Below are 23765 nucleotides of genomic sequence, written 5' to 3' on the forward strand. Positions count from 1 at the left end.
CTTGCGTTGCTAAAACCCCCCGCCGTACACCCCCCCGCGGGGGGTTCGGTGGGTCAAACCCCGCCGGCCGGGCCGGCGCCGGGGGCCACCGCCCGGGGCCCACGGCGCAGAAGGGCTTCAGGAACCGGTGCCCTCGGGGTCCTCGGGCACGTCCGTGTCGTCCCGGTCACCCTCCGCCTGTGACGGCGTGGGGTGCTCCGGGGAGCCGGCGGTCGTGGTGCTGTCCGGCTCTTCCGGCTCGCCCTCGGCCTGCGAAGGGGTGTGATCGCTCATGCTGTCTCTCCTGGGGATGGTCATTCCTCGGTCGTCTGCTGTGTCCAGGTCCAGGCGTACTGCAGCCAGTCCGCCACCGTGAGCGCGCCGAACCCGCCGCAGACCAGGCGGGTGGCCCGGGGTGCCGACGCGTAGGCGCACACCAGGGCACCGACCAGCCAGGCCGACGTGCAGAACGGGCAGGACACCAGCTCGCCGACGGCACGCCGGACCCCGCTGCCGCGGGGCGCGTCCGTGACCTCGCCCGCCTGGTCCTCGGACTCGCGGCGGGTGAACGGCGCCCGGACGAAACCGGTGATCCTGTCCCTGGTCAGCAGCCTGGAACCCTTGTAAGCGGCGGCGCCCATCAGGGCGACGTCCCAGGGCGGCACCGTCGGGGGCAGCCGCACACCACGGCGGCGCGCTACCGCGGCGAACAGGGTGGCTCCCGCCGCGAACGTGCCGGCGAGCAGGGCGTAGCCCCCGAGGGGGTCCTCGACCTCGTCGTCGTAACGCACGCTGTCGGTCGTCATGGCGCCTCCCGTCGGTGTCACCCCTTGCAACTGAGCCGGCACCGAGTTCCCCGGGGAGGCATCACCACACGTCGGAGGGGCGGGCCGTGGTCCTCAGGCGGGGCGGGACCCAACCGCCCATACTGTTGCTACGTACGGATCTGCGTACGGAGCCCTTCCCGGAGATGAACCCCGCCGCCGTGCGGCGCGTCACCTCCCCCGACAAGGAGTTCCGGATGACCCAGACCCAGCGTCCGTCTCCGTCGGATCTGCGGATCGGCCTGCTCGGTTCGTACGGCGGGTGCAACATGGGCGACGAGGCGATCCTGCAGTGCGTGCTCGCCTGCCTGCGCGCGCACCGACCCCACGCCCGCCTCGTCGTCTTCAGCCGGCACGCCGACCACACCCGGCTCCACCAGTCGCGGGCCGACGAGGTGGTGCCCTGGGAGGGCGTCCCGCAGAAACCCGTGCTCGACGCCCTGGCGAGCCTTGACCTGCTGGTGCTCGGCGGCGGCGGCATCCTGTACGACGGGGAGGCACGGCGCTACCTGCGGCTGGTCCGGGCGGCCCAGGACCGCGGAGTGCGCACCTTCGCCTACGCCGTCGGCGCGGGCCCGCTGCGGGAGCCGGAGGACCGGGAGGCGGTGCGCAGCGTGCTGCCCGCGATGGACGACGTCGTGGTCCGCGACGAGGAGTCCCGCCTGGTCCTCGAAGAGGTCGGCGTCGAGCGGGAGCTCACCGTCACCGCCGACCCGGCGCTGCTGCTGCCGGCGGAACCCTTCACCGAGCGGATGATGCTCCAGGAGGGCCTCCCCGTCGGCGGCCGTCTGGTCGGCATGTCCGTGCGGGAGCCGGGCCGGGCCGCGGAGAACCTCGACGAGGCGAGCTACCACGCCCTCCTCGCCGACGTGGCGGACTTCCTGGCCCGGCGCCTGGACGCGCACGTCGTCTTCGTACCGATGGAACGCCAGGACGTCCACCACGCGCACGGCGTCCTGTCCCGGATGAGCGCTCCGGACCTGGGCCGGATCCTGCACAACTCCTACAGCCCGGGCCAGGTGCTGGGCTTCATGCGCCACCTCGACCTGGTGGTCGGCATGCGTCTGCATTTCGTGATCTTCGCAGCGGTCACCGGCCTGCCCTTCCTGCCGCTGCCGTACGCCGGCAAGGTCTTCGACTTCGCCCGCCGCACCGGTGCGCCGGCGCTGGTCGGCGTGGCCCGGGAACAGGCGGGACTGCTGCTCGCCGAGGTGGACCGGCTGTGGGACGAGTTCCCCGAGCGGCGCGCCGACCTGGGCGCCCGGGTGGCCGGGTTGCGCGCCCTGGCCGGCCGGACCTGCGTCCGCTGCGGCGACCTCCTCGACTCCGTGGACGGCGGCCCGCGGGGCGCCGCACGGAACCGCGAAGCCGATCTGTGCCTGTTCGCCACGGGTGCGGCGCCGGTGCGGGCCGCCGACGGCGGGTAGCGGGGGAGAGATGCCAGTTCTGGAAGAACCGCCCCACCTCCGGACCGTCACGCTCCCGCCGCGCCCGGCCCGGCACGGCGGGCGGACGGACGTCCTGGTGGTCGGCGGCGGCCCGGCCGGCACCGCGGCCGCGTACGCGGCCGCCGACGCCGGCGCGGACGTGGTCCTGGTGGAGCGCTACGGCTTCCTCGGCGGCAACGCCACCGTGGCCCTCGTGATGCCGTTGATGTCCTTCCACAACGAGCACAAGCAGGCCGTGTTCGACGCCCCGTGGCAGCAGGGCGACCGGCTGCTGCCCGGCGACCACGGCGAGGGCGAGGCGGTGGTCGCCGGCTTCCTGCGGCGGCTGCTGGACCGGCTCACCGAACGCGGCGGCTGCGTCCCGCCCTCGCTGGAGACCGGCTACACCGTGCCGTTCGACCCGGAGGTGTACAAGTCCGTGCTCCTCGATCTGCTCGACGGGGCGGGTGTCCGCCTGCTGCTGCACGCCTTCGCCTCCACCGCACTGCCCCTGGACGACGGCTGGCGGGTGGTGTTCGAGACGAAGTCGGGGCCGGTGGTGATCGACGCCGGGGTCGTGGTCGACGCGACCGGTGACGGGGACGTGGCCGCCGCGGGCGGGGCGCCCTGCGAGGTCGGCCGCCCCGAGGACGGGCTCGTACAGCCGATGACGCTGATGTTCCGCGTCGTGGACTTCACACAGCCGCGGTTCGCCGAGTACGTGCGCTCCCATCCCGACCAGTGGCGCGGGGTGCACGGCCTGTGGGACCTGGTCGAGGAGGCCACGGCGGCCGGCGAACTGCACCTGCCCCGCGAGGACGTCCTGTTCTTCGGCACGCCCCACCCCCACGAGGTCGCCGTGAACAGCACCCGGGTCACCGGGGCGCTCGGCATCGACGTCTGGGACCTGACCCGGGCCGAGCACACCGCCCGCCGCCAGATGGCCGAGATCGACCGGTTCCTGCGCACCCGCGTCCCGGGCTTCGAGGACGCCTACGCGGTGCAGAGCGGCACCCAGATCGGCGTACGGGAGACCCGCCGCGTCCTCGGTGACTACCAGCTGACCGGAGACGACATCCTGCAGGCCCGCGCCTTCCCGGACGTCGTCGCGCACGGCGCCTACCCGATCGACATCCACAACCCGGAGGGCACAGGAACCGTGCTCAAGCGCGTGCCACGAGGGCGTTTCTACGACATCCCGCTGCGCGCCCTGCTGCCGCGCGGCGTCGAACGGCTGCTGGTCGCCGGCCGCTGCATCTCCGGCACCCATGTGGCGCACTCCTCGTACCGGGTGATGCCCATCGCCATGGCGACCGGCCAGGCCGCGGGCGTCTGCGCCGCGCTCGCCGTCCGCCTCGGCCGGCGCCCCCGCGAGGTGCCCCACCGGATCGTCCAGCAGGAACTCCTGCGCCAGGGCGCCCGCCTGCGCTGCGAGGCCGCCGACCTGTCGCCGACGCCTCAGTGACCGGGCGCCGCCCCCGCCGGAGCCGGCTCCGGTACCGGCCCGGGCTCAGGCGGCGTCGGGTCGGGAGGCGGGGTGGGTGACGGGCCGGGCGGAGGCTCGGGCACCGGCTTCGGCAGCGGTGGGCCGGGCGCCGGGTCGGGACGGCCCGGGACCGGCGGGGCCGGGGCGGGTTCCGGTGGGACGGGGATGGGCGGCTGGACCATGTTCTCCTCCTTCGTCCTCATGGTTACAGGCTGCTGCGTGTTCCCCGTACGCCAGGCGTCACGCCCCACGACGGTCCGTTCGGCCCACCTGCCGCTCTCCGGGCTCCGACGGGTCGCGGTCGGCGCGAATCCCGGCCACCTGCCCTGAACTCGACGCCGTCACCGGTTACTGAGACCACGACGCGGTCATCGCTGAGGTCACGTGTGTGTATGTGCACCCTGCCCTCATTTTTTGATCCCGGGAATCATTCGATGTCGGAATTTTCGATTCCGGGGGTGGTGAAGGGTGGCGCTCTTCCTTCTTGGGGTGGCGAAGGGTGGCGATTTCTTGGATCAGGTATCCGGCTTGAGGGGGGCACTCTTTGAATAGCAAGGGACATGTCTGTCCGTGCGCCCCTGCCGTGCGCGGGCGTGCGGTGCGGCGTGTGTCGTGGGTCGCGGCTCAGCGGCCCGACCGTAGCTCTTCGTCGGCAAGGTGCCGCACCGAAGGCCTTCTTCCGGAGAGGAGAATCGCGCATGCGGAACCGCAACATGCGCGTTGACCTGCCATGACGCAGAGTGCTTTGCATGAAGTGTGGCCCCAGTACCTTGCCGGAGTTCTCGTACTGGCCACCGGCGCGGCGACTGCGGCCGCCGCACGTGCCTTCCGTCGGCGCCGTTCGGCGACCCGTGGCCAGGACACTGCGCCCCACCCGGAAGAGCCCCGCTGATCCCTATTGGAACTTCATACTTGGATGCATGTATGCCCTCTCAAGAGAATGTCGTCCGCCGGACGACAAAAAGCGTCGTCATTAAGACGACACATTCCAGTCGTCCTGAAGAAACCAATCGTGCTGCGGCCTGGCTGCATTTACACACCCAGCGCGAGCGTGACCCGGATGAATGGGCTGGTGAACTGGCCCTGGCCGCCAGCCGCGAGTTCAGGCCCGCCGACCGCGACCTGGCCGATGTGGCCGCCAAATACGACGAGCTGATCCAGCGTGTCCGCTACCGGGATCCGGACATCGACGAGACCAGCGTGCTCGCGGCCCTCCTCGTCATACGCGCCCTGCGCGACAAGCTTCTCCTGGACGAGCGACGCCTGATCGGCGCGGCTCGCGCGCTCAAGGTCACCTGGCGGCGCCTCGCCGACGCCCAGGAGCTCAAGAGCCGGCAGGCCGCCGAACGCCGCTACCTCCAACTGCGGGACGACATCGACGACATGGCCCCGGACTCCCAGGAGAAGACCCAGGCCGAACGCGTGGAGGCCGCCCGTGCCCGCCGCGCCCGCCGGGCCGAGTTCGCCTGGGCAACCACACACGCCGGCCCGATCATTTCCCTGGCGCTGCGCCTGGACGCGGTGAACGACCTGCAGCAGCGCGCTGACGCCTCCGAGGCCGCCCGCAAGGCGCACCAGCTCGTCAATGCGGGCACTGTCTTCGAGGGGCGGCCCGCACCGCCGCCGGTCCGCATGCCGTGGCCGGATCGGCTGCACGAGGCGGTGGCCACCTACCGCACCCACCAGAATGCGTTGGCCGAATACCGGGCCCGTCCGCAGCCCGCCGTTCTCGGTGAGGAGGCCCGGCCGCCCGAGGGAATCCTGTTGCCGGTGACGTACGACCGGTTGGTGCACGACCTGTTCGGCCTCATCGGCAACGCCCTGGACGTCGACTTGGATGACCACCCCGGCCTTGCCGACGACATCCGGGGCCTGTACGCGGAGGCCGGGGCAGCCTCACCGCTGCTGGACTGAGTCCGCCGCCGACGCCGTGCTCCACGCGTCCGGATGCCGCCCGTGGGTAGCCGGTGGACGCTGGAGTGCCGTTGCCTTATTTCCGCATGATGGCGGGTTCGTGGTGCCGTAGCAGGCTGACGACGGCAACTCCGAAAGCGATCGCGAGCAAGAGCAACATGCCGGTATTCAGCAACCACGCGGCAGCTGTGTGATGGAACAGGGGGTCTGTTTTCACCCTCTCGTCAGGGATGATCGACGCGAGCTGGATGGTTCCTGCCATCGCCGCGAACGCCCATCGGGAGGGTGCCAGCCACGCCAGGTATTCGATCCCGGGCGTTCCGTGCACCTTCACCAAGGCACCGCAGAAAACCACCTGGACGATGGCCAGCAGTACGAGCAGGGGCATGGTCACCTCCTCCTTGCGCACGAGCGCGGAGATGAGGAGGCCGAGCATCATGGCTGTGAAGGCCAGAAGGGCCAGCACGAGTGTGATCTCCACCAACGGCGGCATGAGTACGCCCCGCCCCCGTGGAGCGTTCAGATCGACGCCGGAAAGAGCCACCAACGCGAGCACGGCGGCCTGGACCACTGTGACGGTGCCGAGAACGAGGACTTTGGACATCAGGTAGGCCGATCTGGACAGCCCGACGGCTCGCTCCCGCTGGTAGATCACGTTTTCCTTGACCAGTTCGCGTACGGCGTTGGCCGCGCCGGTCAGAACAGCGCCGACACAGAGGACAAGCAGAGCGCTCGTTGCCGTATTACCGTCCAGTTGACTGCCCGCGATCAACCGGGTCAGAACACCCATCACAACAGGAAGCGCGATCATGACGCCGATGAAGGTACGGTCGGCGCCGAGGACGGCGGCATAGCGTCTCACCAGCGTCCCGAGCTGTGCTCCCCACGTCTGTCGCCGCTGAGGGGATCCCTCTACTCGCGCCTCGGCTCGGAGTGCGGGTTGCTGCCTGCTGAAGGCTGCGACGTAACGCTGATGATGAGGTGAGCACCGGTACTCCCCGGCCCAGTCGCGGTCGCTGTCTGTCTCGAACGCCTCAAACGCCTCTGGCCAGTCTGTGAAGCCCAGGAAGGGCAGGGCCTCGTAGGGAGGCCCGAAGTAGGCAACCTTTCCGCCCCGAGCCAGTACGAGCAGCCGATCACATTCCTTGAGGCTGAGCACACTGTGTGTGACAACGATGACGGTGCGTCCCCCGTCGGCGAGGACGCCCAGCATGCGCATCACCGAGCGGTCCATACCGGGGTCAAGGCCGGAGGTCGGCTCATCGAGGAACAGCAGGGACGGTTTTGTCAGCAGTTCCAGGGCCACGCTGACGCGTTTGCGCTGGCCCCCCGAGAGGCTGTGGATGGGCTGGTCGGCGCGTTCTTCCAGGCCCAGTTCCTCGATGACCTCCTCGACCCGTGCCTTTCGTTCCATCGACTCAGCGTCCTGCGGAAAGCGCAGCTCCGCAGCGTAATTAAGTGCACGCCGCACGGTGAGCTGCGTGTGCAGGATGTCGTTCTGAGGGACGAGCCCCAGGCGCTGGCGAAGTTCCGCGTAGTCGCGATACAGGTCACGCCCGTCGTACAACACCGTGCCGCCGTCCGCAGGTCGCAGGCCGGTGAGGGCGTTGAGGAGCGTGGATTTTCCCGCGCCGCTGGGGCCCACTATCGCGAGCAGGCACCTCTCGCCGACAGGAAAGGAAATGTCGCGAAGGAGCTGCCTGCGGTCATTTCCAACGACCACCGTCAACCCCTGGACATCAAGGCAGACCTCGCCGGTGTCGACATACTCTTGCAACTGATTTCCGACAAGGCAGAAGGCTGTGTGGCCGATGCCGATAATGTCGCCTTGGGTAACCGGAGACCGCTCGACAGGCTGACCGTTCAGAAAGGTGCCGTTGTGGCTGCCGAGGTCGACGATCTCGTAGGTCCCGTCGGAATGGGCCCGCAACTCGGCATGCCAGCGGGAGACGATCAGATCGTCGATGACGATTTCGTTGTCATCGCTGCGTCCTATGCGTACAGTTCGCGTGGGCAGTGGCCGGACTCTTGCCGGCTTCCGAAAGGTACCCGTAGTGGTGGGCAAGAGGACGCCAGAAGGCCCTGTCCGTGGGCCGGCCCTGTCTTCTGGGTCAACTCGGGTGGTAACGACCAGGCGTGGCCCGTCAGTCGGACTCCCGAAGCGGATGTCACTGTCGGGTCGAACATCCCACGCGTGGACCCGGCGGCCGTCGGCATAAATGCCGTTCTTGCTGTGCTGGTCCTCGATCATCCAGCGCCCCGCCTTGGCGCTCAGTACCGCGTGGTGCCATGACACACGGCTGTCCTCAAGGACGACATCGCAGCACGGATCCCGCCCGACGCGGTACTGCCGACTGGGATTGATCGGAGTTACCGTCCCCGCGTCGGTTTTGAGGAGAAGTTCAGGCGCGCCGCCGGTCCGCTCTCCCATGGCACTATGCTACTGAGATTCTCGTTCCTGTGCCCGCTCATGTGTCGATCTTCGACCGAACCTGACGATGCCAGAGCTGAGCCGGGCGGGAGCTTCTGGCCCTCTTCAGGCATCACAAGCAGGCAGAACACATACCTGAATCCCTTTGCCCAGGTGTCCTGCTCGTCGATCCAGGCCCACAGGTCACGAGTGCGGCTCTTGTGCGCCCCGTACTGCTTGGCGCACAGGTCGTAATAGACGGAGTTGCCAGGATCGAACTTTACCTGTTTCGGGGCCTTGACATACCCGAGGCCCTGCATCTCATGCGGTTCAGCGCAGTTCACGAGGGTGAAGGCATAGTCATGCTCTGCCAGCTTCTTGGTGTCGACACAGTCGCCGATCGAGCTGTTCTCGATGGAAAGACTGTCCCCGTACTTCCGGTAGTTGCCCACCGGGCCGTAGAGGCTGACGGACTTCCCGAAGAGCAGACAGGCGGTGTTCCGCACGCCGTTGTCCCAGCCGGCCTTGCTGGGGGGTAGTGCGAAGGCCCGCACGTCAACCATCTTGCGCACGGTGTCCCGCAAAAGGCCGGTGCAGACCCCCGGACCATTGGCCATCGCATCGGCCAGGGAGGTGGTCGGGTTCACGTCCAGTGTCTGACCGTCTGGATAGGTCCTGCAGTCCACGATTTTGAGTTTGGGCAGGCCTTTGAGCCTTCCCTCGGGCCAGGCGGCGTCGACACAGTCCCCGGGCTTCAGTTGGCGGGTGAGTCCAACCTTGTCCCCGTAGGGCCAGGTCTTGCCGTTCTCGGCAGTGTTCGGACCATTGAGCAAGGCGACCCCCGCCCAGAGCCCTCCGCCGATGAGCAGCATCGCGGCCGCGATGACCCACAGAATCCGGGAGGAAGGAAGTCTCGAAGGCCAGGGACGCCGCCACTGCGGCCATGCACCGCCCTCGGCTGCCCGGCCTTTCCCGGCAGGCGAGGCCGCGGAGGGCGACCGCAGGTCCGAGGGCTCGCCAGGCAAGGTCCTCGTCCTTTCCGAGGAGGCCGTGGGTTCCTGCACCCGGGAGGCTGCTCCTGGCGTGACGCAAAGATCGGCAAGTTTGCGCGCCGCTTCGTCGCTCCGCATCCGCTGTGCCGGGTCCTTGGCCATCAGGCCGGCCAGAACAGGCGCCAGCGCCCCGGCGCGGGTCGGAGGTGGGGGCTCTTCGAAGAACAGGGCTGCCAGCGTTTCGTAGGGGGTGGGACGGTCGAATGGTCCACTCCCCTCGACGGCGTAGTACAAGGTGGCGCCGAGGGAGAACAGGTCGGATGCCGGGCTCGGGGGCACTCCGCGGGCGCGCTCCGGTGCCAGGAACCCTGGGGTTCCGATGAACCCGGATGTCCCGGTCAGCCGAGTCTCGTCGGAGTCGGGCTGCAGTGAGATGCCGTAATCGGTCAGTAGCACCTGGCCGCCTTCACCACGCCCTAGCGCCTCGGGGGGCCCGCCGGCGAGCAAGATGTTGGCCGGCTTGACGTCCCGGTGCAGGATCCCGGCCCGGTGGCCGGCCAGCAACGCATCGAGTACGGCCAGACCGATGCGCGCCGTCTCTGCAGGGGAGAGCGGCCCGTGATCGCCCACCAGTTCGGCGAGATCCTTCGCGCCGGGCACGAACCCCATCACGATCCAGGGCAGGCCATCCTCTTCGACGACGTCATGCACGGTGGCCACATGCTGATGACCGCGCAGGCGAGCAGCATGCCGGGCCTCGACCCGCGCCCGAGCGATCCGAGCGCGCAGCTCCTCCTGGGGAACCCCCGCCGGAAGGGCGAGTTCCTTGACCGCGACCTCGCAATCGAGCGTCTGGTCATGAGCAAGCCACACCCGCCCCATCCCCCCGGCGCCCAGTCTGCGCAATAGTCGGTACCGCCCCGCTACCAGGCGTTCGGCATCATTGCCCTCCGTCATGGCAGACCTCCACAACGCCTGACACCAGAACAGTATGATTCCTAGCAAATGATGACAAACTGGCTCATTGAGGGCACCTGAGATCCCTCCCGCCAGCACGTCCCACCAGGTGGAAGACGGCTCGTCCACTCGTGCGGCACGGGGGCCTGAGCACGCACAGAGAGTGTTCACACCTCCAGCCGAAGCTCTCACGTTCGGCGAGCGCTACGTTCCCGCGCTGTTTAGCGTGGCGGCGTGAGCCCGCGCACCCCCTCCGGACCGTCACTCAGCGCCTTCCACGGATGGAGACAGGCCGGTGCCACGACGTTGGCCGGACTGGTCGCCATGTGGGCCGTCGCCGCGCTGGGGGCATGGGCGGCGGGTGCGGCGCGGATCCCGGGCGGCGCCTTCCCCCGGGTGGTCACCGCGGCCGTCCTGACGGCCGTCGGCGGAAGTGTGAAGCTCTCCGGGAGCGCCGGAGAACTGGCGAGGACGCGGGCCACGCTCACCGTTATGCCGCTGTCGGTCACGGTCACCGGGACGCTGGTGTTCGCTGCGGGTTTCCTGCGGCCGCTGCGGCACCGGGCTGCGGTCGGCGGACGGGAACTAGCCGGGTGGGCCGGCCGGGTCGGCGCGCTGTGGCTGCTCACACTGATCGGCCTGGCGTTCATCGCCCGCCAGACCTTCGCCGTGGCCCCGGGGGGCGATCTGATCGGCGACATCGGCGGTCTGTTCGACGCCTCGCCGAAGGTCGGCTTCAGCACGGACGTGCCGCTGACAGTCGTCTTCGGAACGCTGTGGCTGGCAGGGGTGATGGTGCTGGCACTGCTCATCGCGGGCGGAGCGCCGCTGCCGGCCCGGCTGGTGCGTTTGCGGCAGTCGGTGCGTCCAGCGGCGTACACCATGGCAGCCCTGCTGCTCGGGTTCGTCGCTGTCGGCGTCGTTGTCGCCTTGGTCATGGCCGCGACGCGCGGTCATGACGCGCACCGGGACGCCGTCGTCCTGCTCGGCCTGCCAAACCTGGTCTGGCCGGCGTTCACCATCGGGCTGGGTGCCACTTGGCGCGGCAGGTTGGACGGCCCGTCCGGGCTGCCCATGCCGCACCTGCTCGACGAAGTGTTGCGCGGCCCTGACGTTTCCCCGCTGAACCTCGGCACGCTGGCCGACCACGACGGCCGAGTGTGGTGGCTGGTCGTCGTCGACGCGGTGCTGCTGCTGGCGGCCGGGTTCCTGATGGCGGCGCGCTCACCCGTCAGGGTTCCGGAATGGCGGCACGGCTTGCGCATGGCTCTCTCTCTGGCGCTGACCGTGCTGATGATCTGCCTTGTCGGACGAGTCTCGGTGCACTACGGCCTGTACCTGGTGGGCCTGGGCGACGTGGGCGGCAGCCTGTCCGGGCAACTGCTGCTGAGACCCGACGTGTGGCCTGCTGTCGGCATCGCCGCCCTGTGGGGCTGGGTGGCTGGGGTGGTCGGTGCCCGGCTGGCCCGTACGATGCGCCGGCGGGGCAACACCGCAGGCCGCCGGGGATGCGGTGACCGCTAGATCAATGGTCGCGGTGGCGGGCTCGCGGGGAGCCGACGGCAGCGCCGGCACGGCAGACTCCGCAGTTCCGGCCAAGCGCAGCGACGCGGAGCGCAACCGGGGCCGCATCATCGCCGCCGCCCGCACGGTGTTCGGGCGCGACGGGCTGACCGCGTCGATGGCCTCGGTCGCACGGGAGGCCGGGGTCGGTATCGCCACCCTCTTCCGCCGCTTCCCCCACAAGGAGGACCTGGTCGCCGCGGTCTTCGCCGATCGCATGAAGGCGTAAGCGCAGGCCACCGCCGAGGCCCTGGCCGCCCCGGACCCGTGGCACGGTTTCACCGGCTACATCCAGGACGTCTGCGCTATGCAGGCCGCCGACCGCGGCTTCGCCGACGTCCTGACCATGAGCTTCCCCGGCGTCCCGGAACTGGAGCAGCACCACGCCCGGGCGTACGAGGGCTTCCTCGAACTCATCGGTCGCGCCAAGAGCAGCGGGCACCTGCGCGAGGACTTCACCAGCCGCGATCTCGTACTGCTGCTGATGGCCAAGCCGGAGTCCTCAGCGCCACCGCCGACGCCGTCCCGGACGCCTGGCGCCGCCTGGTGGCATGGATGATCCAGTCCTTCCAAGCCCGGCCCGCGGACAGCTGCCGGACCCGCCGGAAGACGCTGCGCTGTACGAGGCCATGCGCCGCGCCAGCCAGGATGTCACCACCCGCGAGACGGTAAGCGACGCTGACTCCGAGGCCGGCGGCCGTGGCCTTCACCCGGGACCTCGCCCGAGCGTGCAGCCCTTGCCTGGGGCAGGTGCCCGGCGCAGGCTGGTCGTATGGCTGCTCAAGACGGCCCCACCCTGATCGGCTCCGTGCAGCGCGCCTTCCGCCTGCTGGAAGCCGTGAGCGCGCATACGAACGGCGCGCCGGCCAAGCAGCTGGCCCGGGAGACGGGACTCCCGCTGGCCACCGCCTATCACCTGCTGCGCACCCTCGTGTACGACGGGTACGTGCGAAAGCTCGACGACGGCGGTTTCGTCCTGGGTGACAAGTTGCAGACGCTGCACGTCAGGGGCGGCGGACAGGCGCTGCTCAGCCGGGTTCGGCCCACGCTCGCCGCGCTGCGGGACGAGCTCGCGACCGCCGCCTACCTGACCTTCTACGAGGAGGGCGAGATCCGGGTCGCGGAGATCGTCGACGGTCCCCGCACACCCCGGGTCGACCTCTGGGTGGGGTTCGAGGACGCGGGGCACGCCACCGCGCTGGGCAAGTCCGTGCTGCGCGAGCTCGACGACGAAGCCCGCCGGGACTACCTCTCCCGCCACCACCTCGCCGACCTCACGCCGCGCACCATCACCAGCACCCCCGAACTGCTCCGGCAGCTCGACGCCTCGCCCGTGGCCCCGGCCGTCACCGACCTCGAGGAGTACTCCCTCGGCACGGTCTGCGTCGCCGTGCCCGTCTACAGCGGGAACACACTCGGCTCGCTGGGCGTCTCCCTGCCGGCGGACCGGGTCTCCCGGCTGGAGGAGATCCGCGCACGGCTGCTTCCGACGGCCGGCCGCGTCACCAGGGGCCTGTCGCTCACTATCTGAAAATCCGGTCCTTGTCGCGCCGGGGACCGAACTCGTTTCCTGGATTAAACGGACTTATGGGAAGTATCTCCCCGGCTTAGAGATAGAGGACTGCGGACTACACATGAGTCAGGCCCGAGACCATGGCGACCACCGGCCGACACGACTGTTCAGGAGGCGAGCGGCCGGTCCTGTGCTCAGAAGGCGAGCGGCCGGTCCCGAAGCCTCCGCCCGCAGACGCGCCGCCGCGCGGCTGGCCGCCGGCACCCCGGTACTGCCCATACTGATCGTCTGCCTGGTCGTCCTCGTGGACCTCGCCGGGGGAGCGGGGCGGATCTGGCTGCCGTTGCTCGCCGCCGGGCCCGCGCTGGCCGCCACCACCAACGGTCCGCGCGGAGTCCTGAGCGTCGGTCTCCTCGCCGCGGTGCCGAGCGCCGCCCTGGGCGTCTGGAACCGGGTCCCCGGCCACGAACTGGCGGCGGTACTGGCCGCCCTGATGGCCGTCACCCTGGCGAGCGGACTCACCAGCGCGATGCGCGGGCGCCGCGAAAGGGTGCTCGCGGCCGTCCGTTCGGTCGCGGAGGCCGCTCAGCACGCCCTGCTCAGGCCGGTGCCCGCGATGGTCGGCCCCTTCCAGGTGGCCGTCCGCTACAGTGCCGCCGCGGCGGAGGCCCGTATCGGCGGGGATCTCTACGCCCTGCTGCCCACCCCGTACGGGGTCCGGCTGATCGTCGGTGACGTGCGCGGCAAGGGGCTGCCCGCCGTGGGCACCGCCGCCCTGGTGCTCGGTGTCTTCCGGGAGGCCGCCTACGACGAACCCGACCTCCTCGCCGTGGTCGGCAGGATCGAGCGGAGCCTGGCGCGCAACCTCGGGGACGACGACTTCGTCACCGCCGTCGTCGCCGGATACCCCTCGGCCGGGCGGCTCGAGGTGGTCAACTGCGGGCACGCGCCGCCCCTGCTGGTGCGGGCGTCCGGCGGCGTGGAGGCGGTGGAGCCGGACCGTCCGGCGCCGCCCCTCGGGCTGCGCGCCCTCTCGGGCGAGGCGCCCGGCCTGAAATCACTGCCCTTCGCCGACGGAGACCAACTGCTGCTGTACACCGACGGGGTCACCGAGGCCCGCGACCACGGCCGCACGTTCTACCCGCTCGCCGAGGGACTGGCGCGCCATGTGTCCGACGAACCGGCCCGCACCCTCGCCGCCCTCCATGACGAACTGCTGGACCACGTGGGCGGCCGGCTGCACGACGACGCGGCGCTGCTCCTGCTGCGCATACCGGTCGTCCCCGAGTCCTCGGGCACCGCGGCGGCCGTCGCCGCGCTCCCCGGCGGCGCCTGCGCCACAGTCCCCGCGGAGCGCGGCTGCGCGGGGTACGGCTGCGCGGGGTACGGCTCCGAGCGGTTGCGCAACCCCGTCCGGCAGCCCCTGCCGGAGCAGGCCTGAGCTGCCCGGAAGCGGGAGCTCACGCCGCGACGAGATCCGCCCACCGGGTCACCCCGCCGGAGTGGACGCGCATGCCGTGCCGGGTCGCCAGCGCGTGGACGATCTGCTCGCCCCGGCCGTGCTCGTCCGGGTCGACACCGGCGGGCGGCTGTCCTGCCTCCCGCGCGGGTCCCGCGTCGGTGACCTCGACCCGCAGGGTGCCCACCCCTTCGCCCCGGGCCCAGGACAGCCGCAGCTGGGCGGGGGGCAGGGCGTGCACGAGCGCGTTGGTGAGCAGCTCCGACACCACCAGGAGCGCATCCTCCACGATCTCCCGGGACACCTTCCAGCCGGCGAGCACGGCCGCGACGCGCCGGCGCACGGCGGGAACGGCCCCGGTGACGGGCTGCAGCGGACACACGTGTTCCACTGCGCCCCGGAGCATCGGGTCGAGCTCGAGCTGTACCGACATCGTGTCTCTCCTCCGGTGGGCGCGATCGGCCGGGCGCTGGGCCGCAGCGCACTGTGCCGGGCCTCATAGCAACCTAGGTTTCGGGACGAAGCGGGTCAATGAACGGCGGTCGGCATTGCCGAACACCGGCGTGTGTGCGGCCACGGGTCGTCCACGTGATCGAAAAGCGGACCGACCGCGGCGGTAATAGGCTCACCTCATGACCGGCCCGGTCCAGTCCATCGAACGGGCGGCGGCGATCCTGCGTCTGCTCGCGGGCGGGCCTCGCCGACTCGGGCTCGGTGAGGTGGCGGCCTCGCTCGGGCTGGCGAAGGGCACCACCCACGGCATCCTGCGCACCCTTCAGCACGTGGACTTCGTGGAGCAGGACGCGGCGACCGGAAAATACCAGCTCGGCGCCGCCCTGCTGCATCTGGGCACCAGCTACCTCGATGTCAACGAACTGCGGTCGCGCTCCATCAACTGGGCCGACGCCCTGGCCGCCCGCAGCGGGGAAGCGGTCCGCCTGGGCACCCCGCTGGAGGGCAAGGTCCTCGTCGTCCACCATGTGTTCCGGCCCGACGACACGCTCCAGACCCTGGACGTGGGCTCGCTGCTGCCACTGCACGCCTCCTCCCTGGGCAAGGTCCTGCTGGCCTTCGGGACCGCTCCCCTGGAGCCCGCCCTGGAGTCCGGCCTCGAGGCGTACACCCGGCACACCCTGGTGGTACCGGAGCAGCTGACCCGGGCCCTCGCCGAGGTGAGGGAGGTCGGGTGGGCCGCCGAGGTCGAGGAGATGAGCGTGGGCGAAGCCGGCATCGCCGCGCCGATCCGAGGACACGGCGGACTCGTGGTGGGCGCCGTCGGACTGTCCGGCCCGGTCGAGCGGATCTGTGACGGCCGGGGCCGGCCCCGGCCGAGCCTGATCACCCTGCTGCGGGAGGCCGCACGGGCGATCTCCAGAGATCTCGGAGCGGCTCGCTGGTAGCGGCACCGGTATCCCCGCCCCGCGACACATCGGAAGGGCAGAGCCGATCATGGTTGAACGGTATGTGATGTCCGTCGATCAGGGCACCAACTCCACCCGGTGCATTCTGTTCGACCATCACGGGCGGCTGGTGTCCGTCGCCCAGCGGGAGCACCGGCAGCACTTCCCCAGACCCGGATGGGTCGAGCACGACGCGGTCGAGATCTGGCGCAATCTGGAGCGCATCATGCCCGAGGCACTGTCCGGCGCTCACGTCGGCGTCTCGGAGGTCGCCGCCGTCGGTGTCACCAACCAGCGGGAGACGACGGTGCTCTGGGACCGGCGGACGGGTGAACCGCTGGGCAGGGCGATCGTCTGGCAGGACACCCGTACGGCGCCGCTCGTCGAGGAACTGAGGCGCGACCCGGGCGAGGAGTTCTTCCTCGAGCGCTGCGGCCTGCCCCCCTCGACCTACTTCTCGGCGCTCCGCGTCCGCTGGCTGCTCGACCAGGTCGACGGACTCCGCCGGCGCGCCGGGGACGGCGAGGTGCTGTTCGGCACGATGGAGAGCTGGCTGATCTGGAACCTCACCGGGGGAGCGGACGGCGGGCTGCACATCACCGACGCCACCAACGCCAGCCGCACCATGCTGATGAACATCCACTCGCTCACCTGGGACGAGGAACTGCTGGCGTTCTTCGGCATACCCCGTCCCATGCTGCCCGAGATACGGTCATCCGCCGAGGTCTACGGTCAGGCCCGCGCGGTCCTGCCCGGCGTACGCATCACCGCCGCCCTCGGTGACCAGCAGGCCGCACTGTTCGGACAGACCTGCTTCTCCCCGGGGGAGGCGAAGTGCACCTACGGAACGGGCAGCTTTCTGCTGCTCAACACCGGCGCCGACGTCGTACGGTCCCGGCACGGGCTCCTGACGACCGTCGCCTACAAGATCGGTGACCAGCGGCCGGCCTACGCCCTGGAGGGTTCGATAGCCGTCACCGGTTCGCTGGTCCAGTGGTTCCGTGACCGTCTGGGACTGATCAGCACCGCGCCGGAGATCGAGACCCTCGCCCGGACGGTCGAGGACAACGGCGGCTGCTACATCGTCCCCGCCTTCTCCGGTCTCTTCGCCCCCCGCTGGCGCAGCGACGCGCGCGGTGTCATCGTCGGCCTCACGTCGTACATCACCAAGGGACACCTGGCCCGGGCCGTCCTGGAGGCCACCGGCTGGCAGACCCGCGAGGTCGTCGACGCCATGAACGCCGACTCCTCGCTGGCGCTGAAGGAGCTGAAGGTGGACGGCGGCATGACGGCGGACAACCTGCTCATGCAGTTCGTGGCCGATGTGCTCGACGTGCCGGTGGTACGGCCCATGGTCGCCGAAACGGTCTCCCTCGGCGCCGCCTACGCCGCGGGGCTCGCCGCCGGTTACTGGCCGGACCTGGAAGTCCTGCGCCGCAACTGGCACCGGGCCGCCCAATGGCTGCCGGACATGGATCCCGAGCGGCGGGAGCTGGAGTACGACAACTGGCAGCGCGCCGTGGAGCGCTCACTGGGCTGGATCAGACCACCGAAACACACCCGACCGAAGTGAGGTGGCCATGGACTGCGACGAGTTCATCGCCCGGGTCCGCGAGCGCGGCGAGTACCGGAGCACGGACGAGGCCCAGAAGATCACCGAGGACGTCCTCGAGGTCCTGGCGCAGCGGATCGACGCCGGGCAGGCCGAGGACCTGGCGTCCCGGATGCCCGACCCGCTCGGGCGGGCGCTGACCGGACCCGGACGGCGGCAGCCGGAGGAGTTCGGGATCGAGGAGTTCTACCGGCGGGTGGCGGACCGCACCGGTGCCCGGCCGCGCACCGCGCAGTGGGACGCCGGCGCGGTGCTGACCACCGTCGCCGACGCCGTCGCCGGCGGCGAGCTCGACCAGGTCGTCAGTCGGCTCCCCGCCGGCTACGCCGTCCTGTTCGGCCGGTCGGACCCGGCCGGCTGAGGTCCGGACCCCCGCAGCGGCGGGTCCGGCTCACCCCGCCTGGGTTCCGGCCCACGCGGCGCCGGCGGTGGAGAGGCGGTGCGTGGTCAGCGAGGTGACCGCGAGCAGCACGAGTGCCAGGCCCAGCGTCACCACCAGGTGGGCGTGTGCGGTGAGTACGGCCCCCGTGAGCGCCCCGGCGAACATGGCCAGCACGGACAGCACCCGGCGGCCGGGCCGGGGCGCCGCACCGCCCGCCGGGGAGGAGTCGGCGGCCAGCCCCGTCAGGGTCAGCGTCAGGACGGTGGTGGTGAGGTCGGGCACCCCCAGGCGGCGGGCGGCCGCGTTCTGCACGCCCATGGCGAGGCCCAGCGACACGATCAGGGCGTAGCGGACGCCGGTGGTGACATGGCCGTCGGCGGCCGCGGCGACCGCCACGGCGACGGCGACCAGCGCCGTCTGCACCGCGGTGGCCGTCCGCAGCAGATGCCCGCGGTGGGCGGCGAACCGCGCACCGAGACGGCCGCCGGCGAGCGCTCCCAGCAGGAACGCCGCCAGCGACACGACCGACGCGAGCGCCGACAGGCCGGCCGCGCCCGCCAGGGCGAAGCCGAGGAAGACCACGTTCCCCGTCATATTGGCGACGAAGACGTGCCCGAGCGTCAGATAGCTCACCGCGTCGACCAGTCCCGTGACCACGGTCAGGGCCAGCATCAGCGGCGGCAGCGGACCGTGCCGGTCGCCGCTCGGCGGTACCAGGGTCCGGGCGGCGTCAGTCAACAGCCGGCGCATACGGCGCTCCTTCCGGCGACGGGGCCGCACGGCGCAGCACCAGGCGGGTGAGCAGCCCGGCGGCCGGGCCGATCGCGATCGCCGCCGCACCGTTCCACCACGGCCGACCGGCCAGTCCCAGCACCTGGTCGGCCGACCAGCGGCCGGGGCCGGTGAGTGCCAGTACCGCCGAGACGACGACGAGGACCAGCGGGTACTCGTAGCCGTCGTTCTGCACCCACAGGCCGTTGCGCCACTTGACGGTGGACGCGACCGTCATGACTCCCATGGCGGCCATGGCCGCCACGGGAGTGAGGAGTCCGGCGGCCAGGAACACGCCGGCGCCGACCTGGCTGCCGCCCGCGGCGAGCGCGGTGAGCCGGCCGCCGCGGAAGCCGTCGTGCCGGAACTCCTCCGTCCCGCCCGCCAGACCGTTGCCCCCCAGCCGGAAACTGACCTTCTGCACTCCGTGACCGGCGATGAGGAGACCCGCCACCAGCCTCAGGACCAACAGTCCGGTGTCCATCGTGTCGTCCGCGCCCCGGTCAGCCGGCCGCGTGGGCGCCGATGACGGCCTGCGCGTAGACGAGGCCCATGCCGTAGGCGCCGCCGTGCTCCTTGACGACCTCCGTGACCGGGACGTACGTGTCGGTCCGCGCCCAGTCCCGCTGGAGCTCCAGCAGCACCTGCACCCAGGTCACGGGCACGGCACCGGCCTGCACCATGCGCTGCACGGCGTGCTCGTGGGCCTGCGGGCTGACACCGCCGGACGCGTCGGTGACGACGTACACCTCGTAGCCCTGGGCCAGCGCGGACAGTGTCGGCAGGACGATGCACACCTCGGTCCACAGACCGGCGATGACCAGCTTCTTGCGGCCGGTCGCCTTGACCGCCTCGACGAAGGCGAGGTCCTCCCAGGCGTTCATCGTGGTGCGGTCGATGATCTTCTGCTCGGGGAAGACGTCCGCGAGCTGCGGCAGGATCGGGCCGGAGAAGGACTCGGCGGCCACGGTGCTGAGCACCACCGGTACGTCGAACACCTTGGCGGCCTTGGCCAGGCCGACGGTGGAGTTGATGATGGCGGTGCGGTCGCCGCTTCCGGTGCCGAAGAACATCTGCGGCTGGTGGTCCACGAACAGTACCGCGCAGTTGTCGGGGGTCAGCAGGTCCGGGCTGGGAGCCGCGGTGACCTCGGCGATGTCGGCCATGAGTGTGCCTTTCCTTGAGTGATGATGTGTTGGCAGGGGATGGGGCATGAGGGGGTCAGAGAGAGAAGCAGGGGTCGAAGGAGGTGCCCGCCGTCGGCGCGAGGGAGCCGCGGCGGACCCGCCACTGCCGGTGCAGTTCCGCCTCGGCGACGGCCTCCGCCAGCGACTCGGCCTGACGGACGCCGGGCAGTCCGGCACCGGACGCGGCCTGGTAGCCGCCGAAGTGCGCCACCGGGCTCCAGGCGGGACTGACCGGGGGCAGTTCCTCGTCGAGGCCCTCGTACTCGGCGGCCGCGTACACGATCCGGCCGCCGGTGACCGTCAGCAGCGACTCGATGTGCGGGATCACCGGTTCGGCCACGGTGAGGAAGTCCTCGGAGAGGATCGCGAGGTCCGCGTAACAGCCTGGGCGCAGCACGCCCTTGACGTCCTCCTCGCCGGTCAGCGCGGCCCCGGACCGGGTGAACAGGGCCAGTGCGGTCTCCCGGTCGAGGCGGTGCCGCGGGGCGCGCAGCGCCAGGTCGCCGACGGTGCGGCCGCTGACCAGCCAGTGCAGGGCGACCCACGGGTTGTAGCTGGAGACCCGGGTGGCGTCCGTGCCGGCGCCCACCGTCAGTCCGCGCGTCAGCATGTCCCCGATCGGCGGGGCGTCCGCAGCGGCTCCGGTCCCGTACCGGCGGACGAAGGCCTCGCCCTGGAACGACAGCCGGTTCTGGACGGACAGCGCCCCGCCCAGCGCGGCGACACGGTCCAGGCTGTCCGGGGAGACGGTCTCCGCGTGGTCGAACAGCCATCGGTTCCCGGCCGGGAACAGCCCGTCCGCGGCGAGTTTCTCGAACACCGCGAGGTCGCGGCGGATGGTCTCGTCGTAGGTGGCGTGCAGCCGGAAGCCCCAGCCGTTCTCCATGAGCAGCCGGACCGCCTTCTCGAACTCCGCCTCGTAGTCGGGCGCGAGGTCCGGACGCGGCTGGCTGAAATTCTCGAAATCCGCCGCCGCCCAGGTCAGGTTCTCACCCGCGCCGTTCAGCCGTAGCCAGGCGTCCCCGTCCTCGGGGCGGGCCATCTCGATCCAGCGGGTCAGGTCGGCGATCTCCTGGCCCGGTGTCTGCGGAAAGAGATGATAGGCGATCCGCAGCGAAAGGCGGCCTTCCTCGGCCAGTTCCACGACCGTCCGGTAATTGTCGGGGAAATTCTGGAATCCACCGGCCGCGTCGATCGCCGACGTCAGTCCGAACCGGTTGAGCTCCCGCAGGAAATGCCGGGTCGAGGTCTTCCGGTCCTCGCCCTGGAGCACCGGCGCCTTGGCCAGCGTCGAATAGAGAATGAGGGCGCTGGGGGCCGCCAGCAGCATGCCCGTCGGCTCCCCGTCCCGGCCGCGCACGATCTGCCCGCCCTTCGGGTCGGGCGTGTCCCTGTCGAATCCGGCCGCCCTGAGCGCCGCCCGGTTGAGCACGGCCGCCTGGTACAGGTGCAGCACGAACACGGGGGTGTCCGGCGCGGCGGCGTTCAGCTCCGCGACCGTCGGCAGCCGCCGCTCGGCGAACTGCTCCGCCGACCAGCCGCCCACCACCCGCACCCACTGCCCCTTCGGGGTACGCGCGGCCTGCTCGCGCAGCATCGCCAGGCCCTGGCGCAGCGTCGGCACACCGTCCCAGCGCAGCTCCAGCACGTAGTTGAGGCCGCCACGGATCACGTGCAGATGGGCGTCGTTGAGGCCCGGCACCACCCGCCGTCCGAGCGCGTCCACCACCCGCGTGGCCGCCCCGACGCGGTCGGCCACGTCCGCGTCGTCGCCGACGGCCGTGACGATCCCGTCGGTCACGGCGAGCGCGGTCGCGTGCGGGCGGCGCGGATCCTGTGTGTGGATCCGCGCATTGCGGACCACGAGTTCCGCGGCATTGTCGGTGGCTCGCGGGACCAAACCGCCGACCGGCATGGATGACACCGTGGGAAACCCCTCCCGAAATCGAATCGTTCGGTGTCACGCTAAGCCGTCCCGCCCGTCCCGCCTGTCCCGTCCGTGCACTGAATGCGTTCTCAAAGTGCACTGACAGCTTCCCGGCATTCGGTGCGCTGTGGGAACAACATCAGTGCACTCCCAGGCAATTCCCGACCGTCCGCCGGTTTTAGCGTTGCGTGCGTATCGACATCACCGCACCACTTGAAACACCAGGAGAAGCCCATGTCCGACTCCGTCGAGCCGGTCACTCCGGTACTGGAGCCCGCGGCGGCCGCCTTCGCCCAGGCGACCGCGAACCCGCCCTACCTCTTCGACCTGCCCCCCGCGGAAGGGCGCAAGGCGGTCGACGAGGTGCAGTCCGGCGACATCGACAAGCCCGCCGTCGACGAGGAGTGGATCACCGTCTCCGGCGGCCCCACCGGCAGCGTCCGGGCCCGCATCGTCAGGCCCGCCGGCGCCGAGGGCCCCCTCCCGGTGATCCTCTACATCCACGGCGCCGGCTGGGTCTTCGGCAACGCCCACACCCACGACCGCCTGGTGCGCGAACTCGCCGTGGGCGCGCACGCCGCCGTGGTCTTCCCCGAGTACGACCTCTCGCCCGAGGCCCGCTACCCGGTCGCCGTCGAGCAGAACTACGCGGTCGCCCGGTGGGTCGTCCAGGAGGGCGGGTCCAAGGCCCTGGACGGCTCGCGGCTCGCCGTGGCCGGTGACTCCGTCGGCGGCAACATGACCGCCGCCCTGACCCTGTTGGCCAAGGAGCGCGGCGACGTCCCGCTGGTCCAGCAGGTGCTGTTCTACCCGGTCACGGACGCGAGCTTCGACACCGGCTCCTACCACCAGTTCGCGGAAGGCTACTTCCTGCGCCGCGACGGCATGCAGTGGTTCTGGGACCAGTACACGACCGACCAGGCCGAGCGCGCCGAGATCACCGCCTCCCCGCTGCGCGCCACCACCGAACAGCTCACCGGCCTGCCCCCGGCCCTGGTCATCACGGCCGAGGCCGACGTGCTGCGCGACGAGGGCGAGGCCTACGCGAACAAGCTCCGCGCGGCCGGCGTCCCCGTCACCGCCGTCCGCGTCCAGGGCATCATCCACGACTTCGTGATGCTCAACGCCCTGCGCGAGACGCACGCGGCCGAGTTCGCCATCACGCTGGCCCAGGACACCCTGCGCGCCGCCCTGCACACCGCCTGAACCCCCCGGGAGACAACCGCCATGACCACCTCCACGCCCACCGTCGTCCTCGTCCACGGCGCCTTCGCCGACGCCGGCAGCTGGTCCGGCGTCATCGCCGAACTGCAGGGCCACGGCATCCCCGTCATAGCCCCGCCCAACCCGCTGCGCGGCCTCGCCTCCGACGCCGCCTACATCGCCTCCGTCGCCGCCCAGATCGACGGCCCCGTCGTCCTGGTCGGCCACTCCTACGGGGGCGCCCTGATCACCGTGGCCGGCACCACCGAGAACGTCGTCGGGCTGGTCTACGTCGCCGCCTACGTCCTGGAGGAGGGCGAGAGCCTCGGCGAGCTGCAGGGCCGGTTCCCGCTCTCCCCGCTGGTCAGCAACCTCAAGGAGTGGACGTACCCGGTGGCGGGCGGTGACCCGGCCGTCGAGGTCACCATCGCCGAGGACGCCTTCCCGTCGGTCTTCGCGGCGGACGTGCCCGCGGGCGTCACCAAGATCCTCGCCGCGGCGCAGCGTCCGCTCGCCGCCGCCGCGTTCGAGGAGACCGCCGCCGCGGCCGCCTGGAAGACCAAGCCCTCCTGGGCGCTGATCGCCGGCGCCGACGAGGCGATCAACCCGGAGGTCGAGCGCTTCGGCGCCAAGCGCGCGGGCGCGACCGTCGTCGAGCTCGAGGGCGCCTCGCACGCGGTCGCCGTCTCGCAGCCGAAGGAGGTCGCCGACCTGATCCGCGAGGCGGTCCGCGCGACGAGCTGACCGGCCCGCACGGCC

General features: G+C 70.9%; 22 protein-coding genes. 13 read left to right on the plus strand and 9 right to left on the minus strand.

Features of this window, described 5'->3' with window-relative positions:
• Positions 1–117: 117 nt before the first annotated feature.
• Together ACFYZQ_RS32195 and ACFYZQ_RS32200 are read right to left on the minus strand one after the other, a co-directional pair.
• On the minus strand, positions 118–273 hold the full coding sequence (locus ACFYZQ_RS32195; protein ID WP_389155435.1) for a hypothetical protein: 156 nt from the start codon (positions 271–273) through the stop codon (positions 118–120).
• A gap of 20 nt (positions 274–293) precedes the next feature.
• Positions 294–785 carry a DUF1360 domain-containing protein gene (locus tag ACFYZQ_RS32200; RefSeq protein WP_389155436.1) on the minus strand — a complete coding sequence of 164 codons (492 nt, stop codon included), beginning with the start codon at positions 783–785 and terminating at the stop codon, positions 294–296.
• 215 nt (positions 786–1000) lie between these two features.
• Between ACFYZQ_RS32200 and ACFYZQ_RS32205 the strand changes: the two genes are divergently transcribed.
• The 3 genes from ACFYZQ_RS32205 to ACFYZQ_RS32215 all read left to right on the plus strand — a co-directional run bounded on the left by ACFYZQ_RS32205 (position 1001) and on the right by ACFYZQ_RS32215 (position 5630).
• Complete coding sequence (locus ACFYZQ_RS32205; RefSeq protein ID WP_389155670.1) at positions 1001–2230, plus strand: polysaccharide pyruvyl transferase family protein; 1230 nt, start codon at positions 1001–1003, stop codon at positions 2228–2230.
• Positions 2231–2240: 10 nt separating this feature from the next.
• Entirely contained in the window at positions 2241–3695 is a 1455-nt protein-coding gene (locus tag ACFYZQ_RS32210) for an FAD-dependent oxidoreductase (RefSeq protein WP_389155439.1), read from the plus strand.
• Between the two features lie 945 nt (positions 3696–4640).
• Positions 4641–5630 carry a hypothetical protein gene (locus ACFYZQ_RS32215; RefSeq protein WP_389155442.1) on the plus strand — a complete coding sequence of 330 codons (990 nt, stop codon included), beginning with the start codon at positions 4641–4643 and terminating at the stop codon, positions 5628–5630.
• 76 nt (positions 5631–5706) lie between these two features.
• On the opposite strand, the gene ACFYZQ_RS32220 is transcribed toward ACFYZQ_RS32215, so the two are convergent.
• A complete protein-coding gene (locus ACFYZQ_RS32220; protein ID WP_389155444.1) occupies positions 5707–8061 on the minus strand; it encodes an FHA domain-containing protein in 2355 nt (784 codons plus the stop codon).
• Positions 8001–9989 (minus strand): protein kinase, encoded by a 1989-nt coding sequence (locus ACFYZQ_RS32225; RefSeq protein WP_389155447.1) that lies wholly within the window; start codon positions 9987–9989, stop codon positions 8001–8003. The genes ACFYZQ_RS32220 and ACFYZQ_RS32225 overlap by 61 nt, the downstream gene beginning before the upstream one ends.
• Positions 9990–10223: 234 nt before the next feature.
• Between ACFYZQ_RS32225 and ACFYZQ_RS32230 the strand changes: the two genes are divergently transcribed.
• From ACFYZQ_RS32230 to ACFYZQ_RS32250, 5 genes are all read left to right on the plus strand, one after another.
• Complete coding sequence (locus tag ACFYZQ_RS32230; protein WP_389155449.1) at positions 10224–11513, plus strand: streptophobe family protein; 1290 nt, start codon at positions 10224–10226, stop codon at positions 11511–11513.
• Positions 11503–11781, plus strand: coding sequence for a TetR/AcrR family transcriptional regulator (locus tag ACFYZQ_RS32235; protein ID WP_389155452.1), 279 nt, complete (start codon positions 11503–11505; stop codon positions 11779–11781). The genes ACFYZQ_RS32230 and ACFYZQ_RS32235 overlap by 11 nt, the downstream gene beginning before the upstream one ends.
• Positions 11782–11859: 78 nt before the next feature.
• Positions 11860–12111 carry a hypothetical protein gene (locus tag ACFYZQ_RS32240; protein WP_389155455.1) on the plus strand — a complete coding sequence of 84 codons (252 nt, stop codon included), beginning with the start codon at positions 11860–11862 and terminating at the stop codon, positions 12109–12111.
• Between the two features lie 213 nt (positions 12112–12324).
• Positions 12325–13083 (plus strand): IclR family transcriptional regulator, encoded by a 759-nt coding sequence (locus tag ACFYZQ_RS32245; protein WP_389155458.1) that lies wholly within the window; start codon positions 12325–12327, stop codon positions 13081–13083.
• Positions 13084–13186: 103 nt separating this feature from the next.
• Positions 13187–14506: a PP2C family protein-serine/threonine phosphatase gene (locus ACFYZQ_RS32250; protein ID WP_389155461.1), complete on the plus strand. Its 1320-nt coding sequence runs from the start codon at positions 13187–13189 to the stop codon at positions 14504–14506.
• A 19-nt stretch (positions 14507–14525) separates the two neighbouring features.
• Here ACFYZQ_RS32250 and ACFYZQ_RS32255 read toward each other — a convergent pair whose 3' ends face one another.
• The gene (locus ACFYZQ_RS32255) at positions 14526–14957 is read right to left on the minus strand and encodes an ATP-binding protein (protein ID WP_389155463.1); all 432 of its coding nucleotides are present in this window, start codon (positions 14955–14957) and stop codon (positions 14526–14528) included.
• 199 nt (positions 14958–15156) lie between these two features.
• Between ACFYZQ_RS32255 and ACFYZQ_RS32260 the strand changes: the two genes are divergently transcribed.
• From ACFYZQ_RS32260 to ACFYZQ_RS32270, 3 genes are read left to right on the plus strand one after another with little or no spacing between them, the layout of a single operon-like run.
• Entirely contained in the window at positions 15157–15924 is a 768-nt protein-coding gene (locus tag ACFYZQ_RS32260) for an IclR family transcriptional regulator (RefSeq protein ID WP_389155466.1), read from the plus strand.
• A 49-nt stretch (positions 15925–15973) separates the two neighbouring features.
• Positions 15974–17497: a glycerol kinase GlpK gene (gene glpK / locus ACFYZQ_RS32265; protein ID WP_389155468.1), complete on the plus strand. Its 1524-nt coding sequence runs from the start codon at positions 15974–15976 to the stop codon at positions 17495–17497.
• Between the two features lie 7 nt (positions 17498–17504).
• The gene (locus ACFYZQ_RS32270) at positions 17505–17897 is read left to right on the plus strand and encodes a DUF2267 domain-containing protein (protein WP_389155471.1); all 393 of its coding nucleotides are present in this window, start codon (positions 17505–17507) and stop codon (positions 17895–17897) included.
• A 30-nt stretch (positions 17898–17927) separates the two neighbouring features.
• Here the strand turns inward: ACFYZQ_RS32270 and ACFYZQ_RS32275 are convergent, their stop codons facing one another.
• The 4 genes from ACFYZQ_RS32275 to ACFYZQ_RS32290 are packed head-to-tail and all read right to left on the minus strand — an operon-like array spanning position 17928 to position 21791.
• Complete coding sequence (locus ACFYZQ_RS32275; protein WP_389155473.1) at positions 17928–18668, minus strand: YoaK family protein; 741 nt, start codon at positions 18666–18668, stop codon at positions 17928–17930.
• Positions 18649–19173 carry a DoxX family protein gene (locus ACFYZQ_RS32280; RefSeq protein ID WP_389155476.1) on the minus strand — a complete coding sequence of 175 codons (525 nt, stop codon included), beginning with the start codon at positions 19171–19173 and terminating at the stop codon, positions 18649–18651. The genes ACFYZQ_RS32275 and ACFYZQ_RS32280 overlap by 20 nt, the downstream gene beginning before the upstream one ends.
• 19 nt (positions 19174–19192) lie before the next feature.
• Positions 19193–19855 (minus strand): hydrolase, encoded by a 663-nt coding sequence (locus ACFYZQ_RS32285; protein WP_389155478.1) that lies wholly within the window; start codon positions 19853–19855, stop codon positions 19193–19195.
• Positions 19856–19910: 55 nt separating this feature from the next.
• Entirely contained in the window at positions 19911–21791 is a 1881-nt protein-coding gene (locus ACFYZQ_RS32290; protein WP_389155480.1) for an amidohydrolase, read from the minus strand.
• Between the two features lie 246 nt (positions 21792–22037).
• On the opposite strand from ACFYZQ_RS32290, the gene ACFYZQ_RS32295 reads away from it, so the two are divergent.
• Together ACFYZQ_RS32295 and ACFYZQ_RS32300 are read left to right on the plus strand one after the other, a co-directional pair.
• A complete protein-coding gene (locus ACFYZQ_RS32295) occupies positions 22038–23009 on the plus strand; it encodes an alpha/beta hydrolase (protein ID WP_389155483.1) in 972 nt (323 codons plus the stop codon).
• A gap of 21 nt (positions 23010–23030) precedes the next feature.
• Positions 23031–23750 carry an alpha/beta fold hydrolase gene (locus tag ACFYZQ_RS32300; RefSeq protein WP_389155486.1) on the plus strand — a complete coding sequence of 240 codons (720 nt, stop codon included), beginning with the start codon at positions 23031–23033 and terminating at the stop codon, positions 23748–23750.
• The last annotated feature ends 15 nt before the right edge of the window (positions 23751–23765 follow it).

Source organism: Streptomyces sp. NPDC001843 (genome assembly GCF_042891955.1).
Classification (GTDB): domain Bacteria; phylum Actinomycetota; class Actinomycetes; order Streptomycetales; family Streptomycetaceae; genus Streptomyces.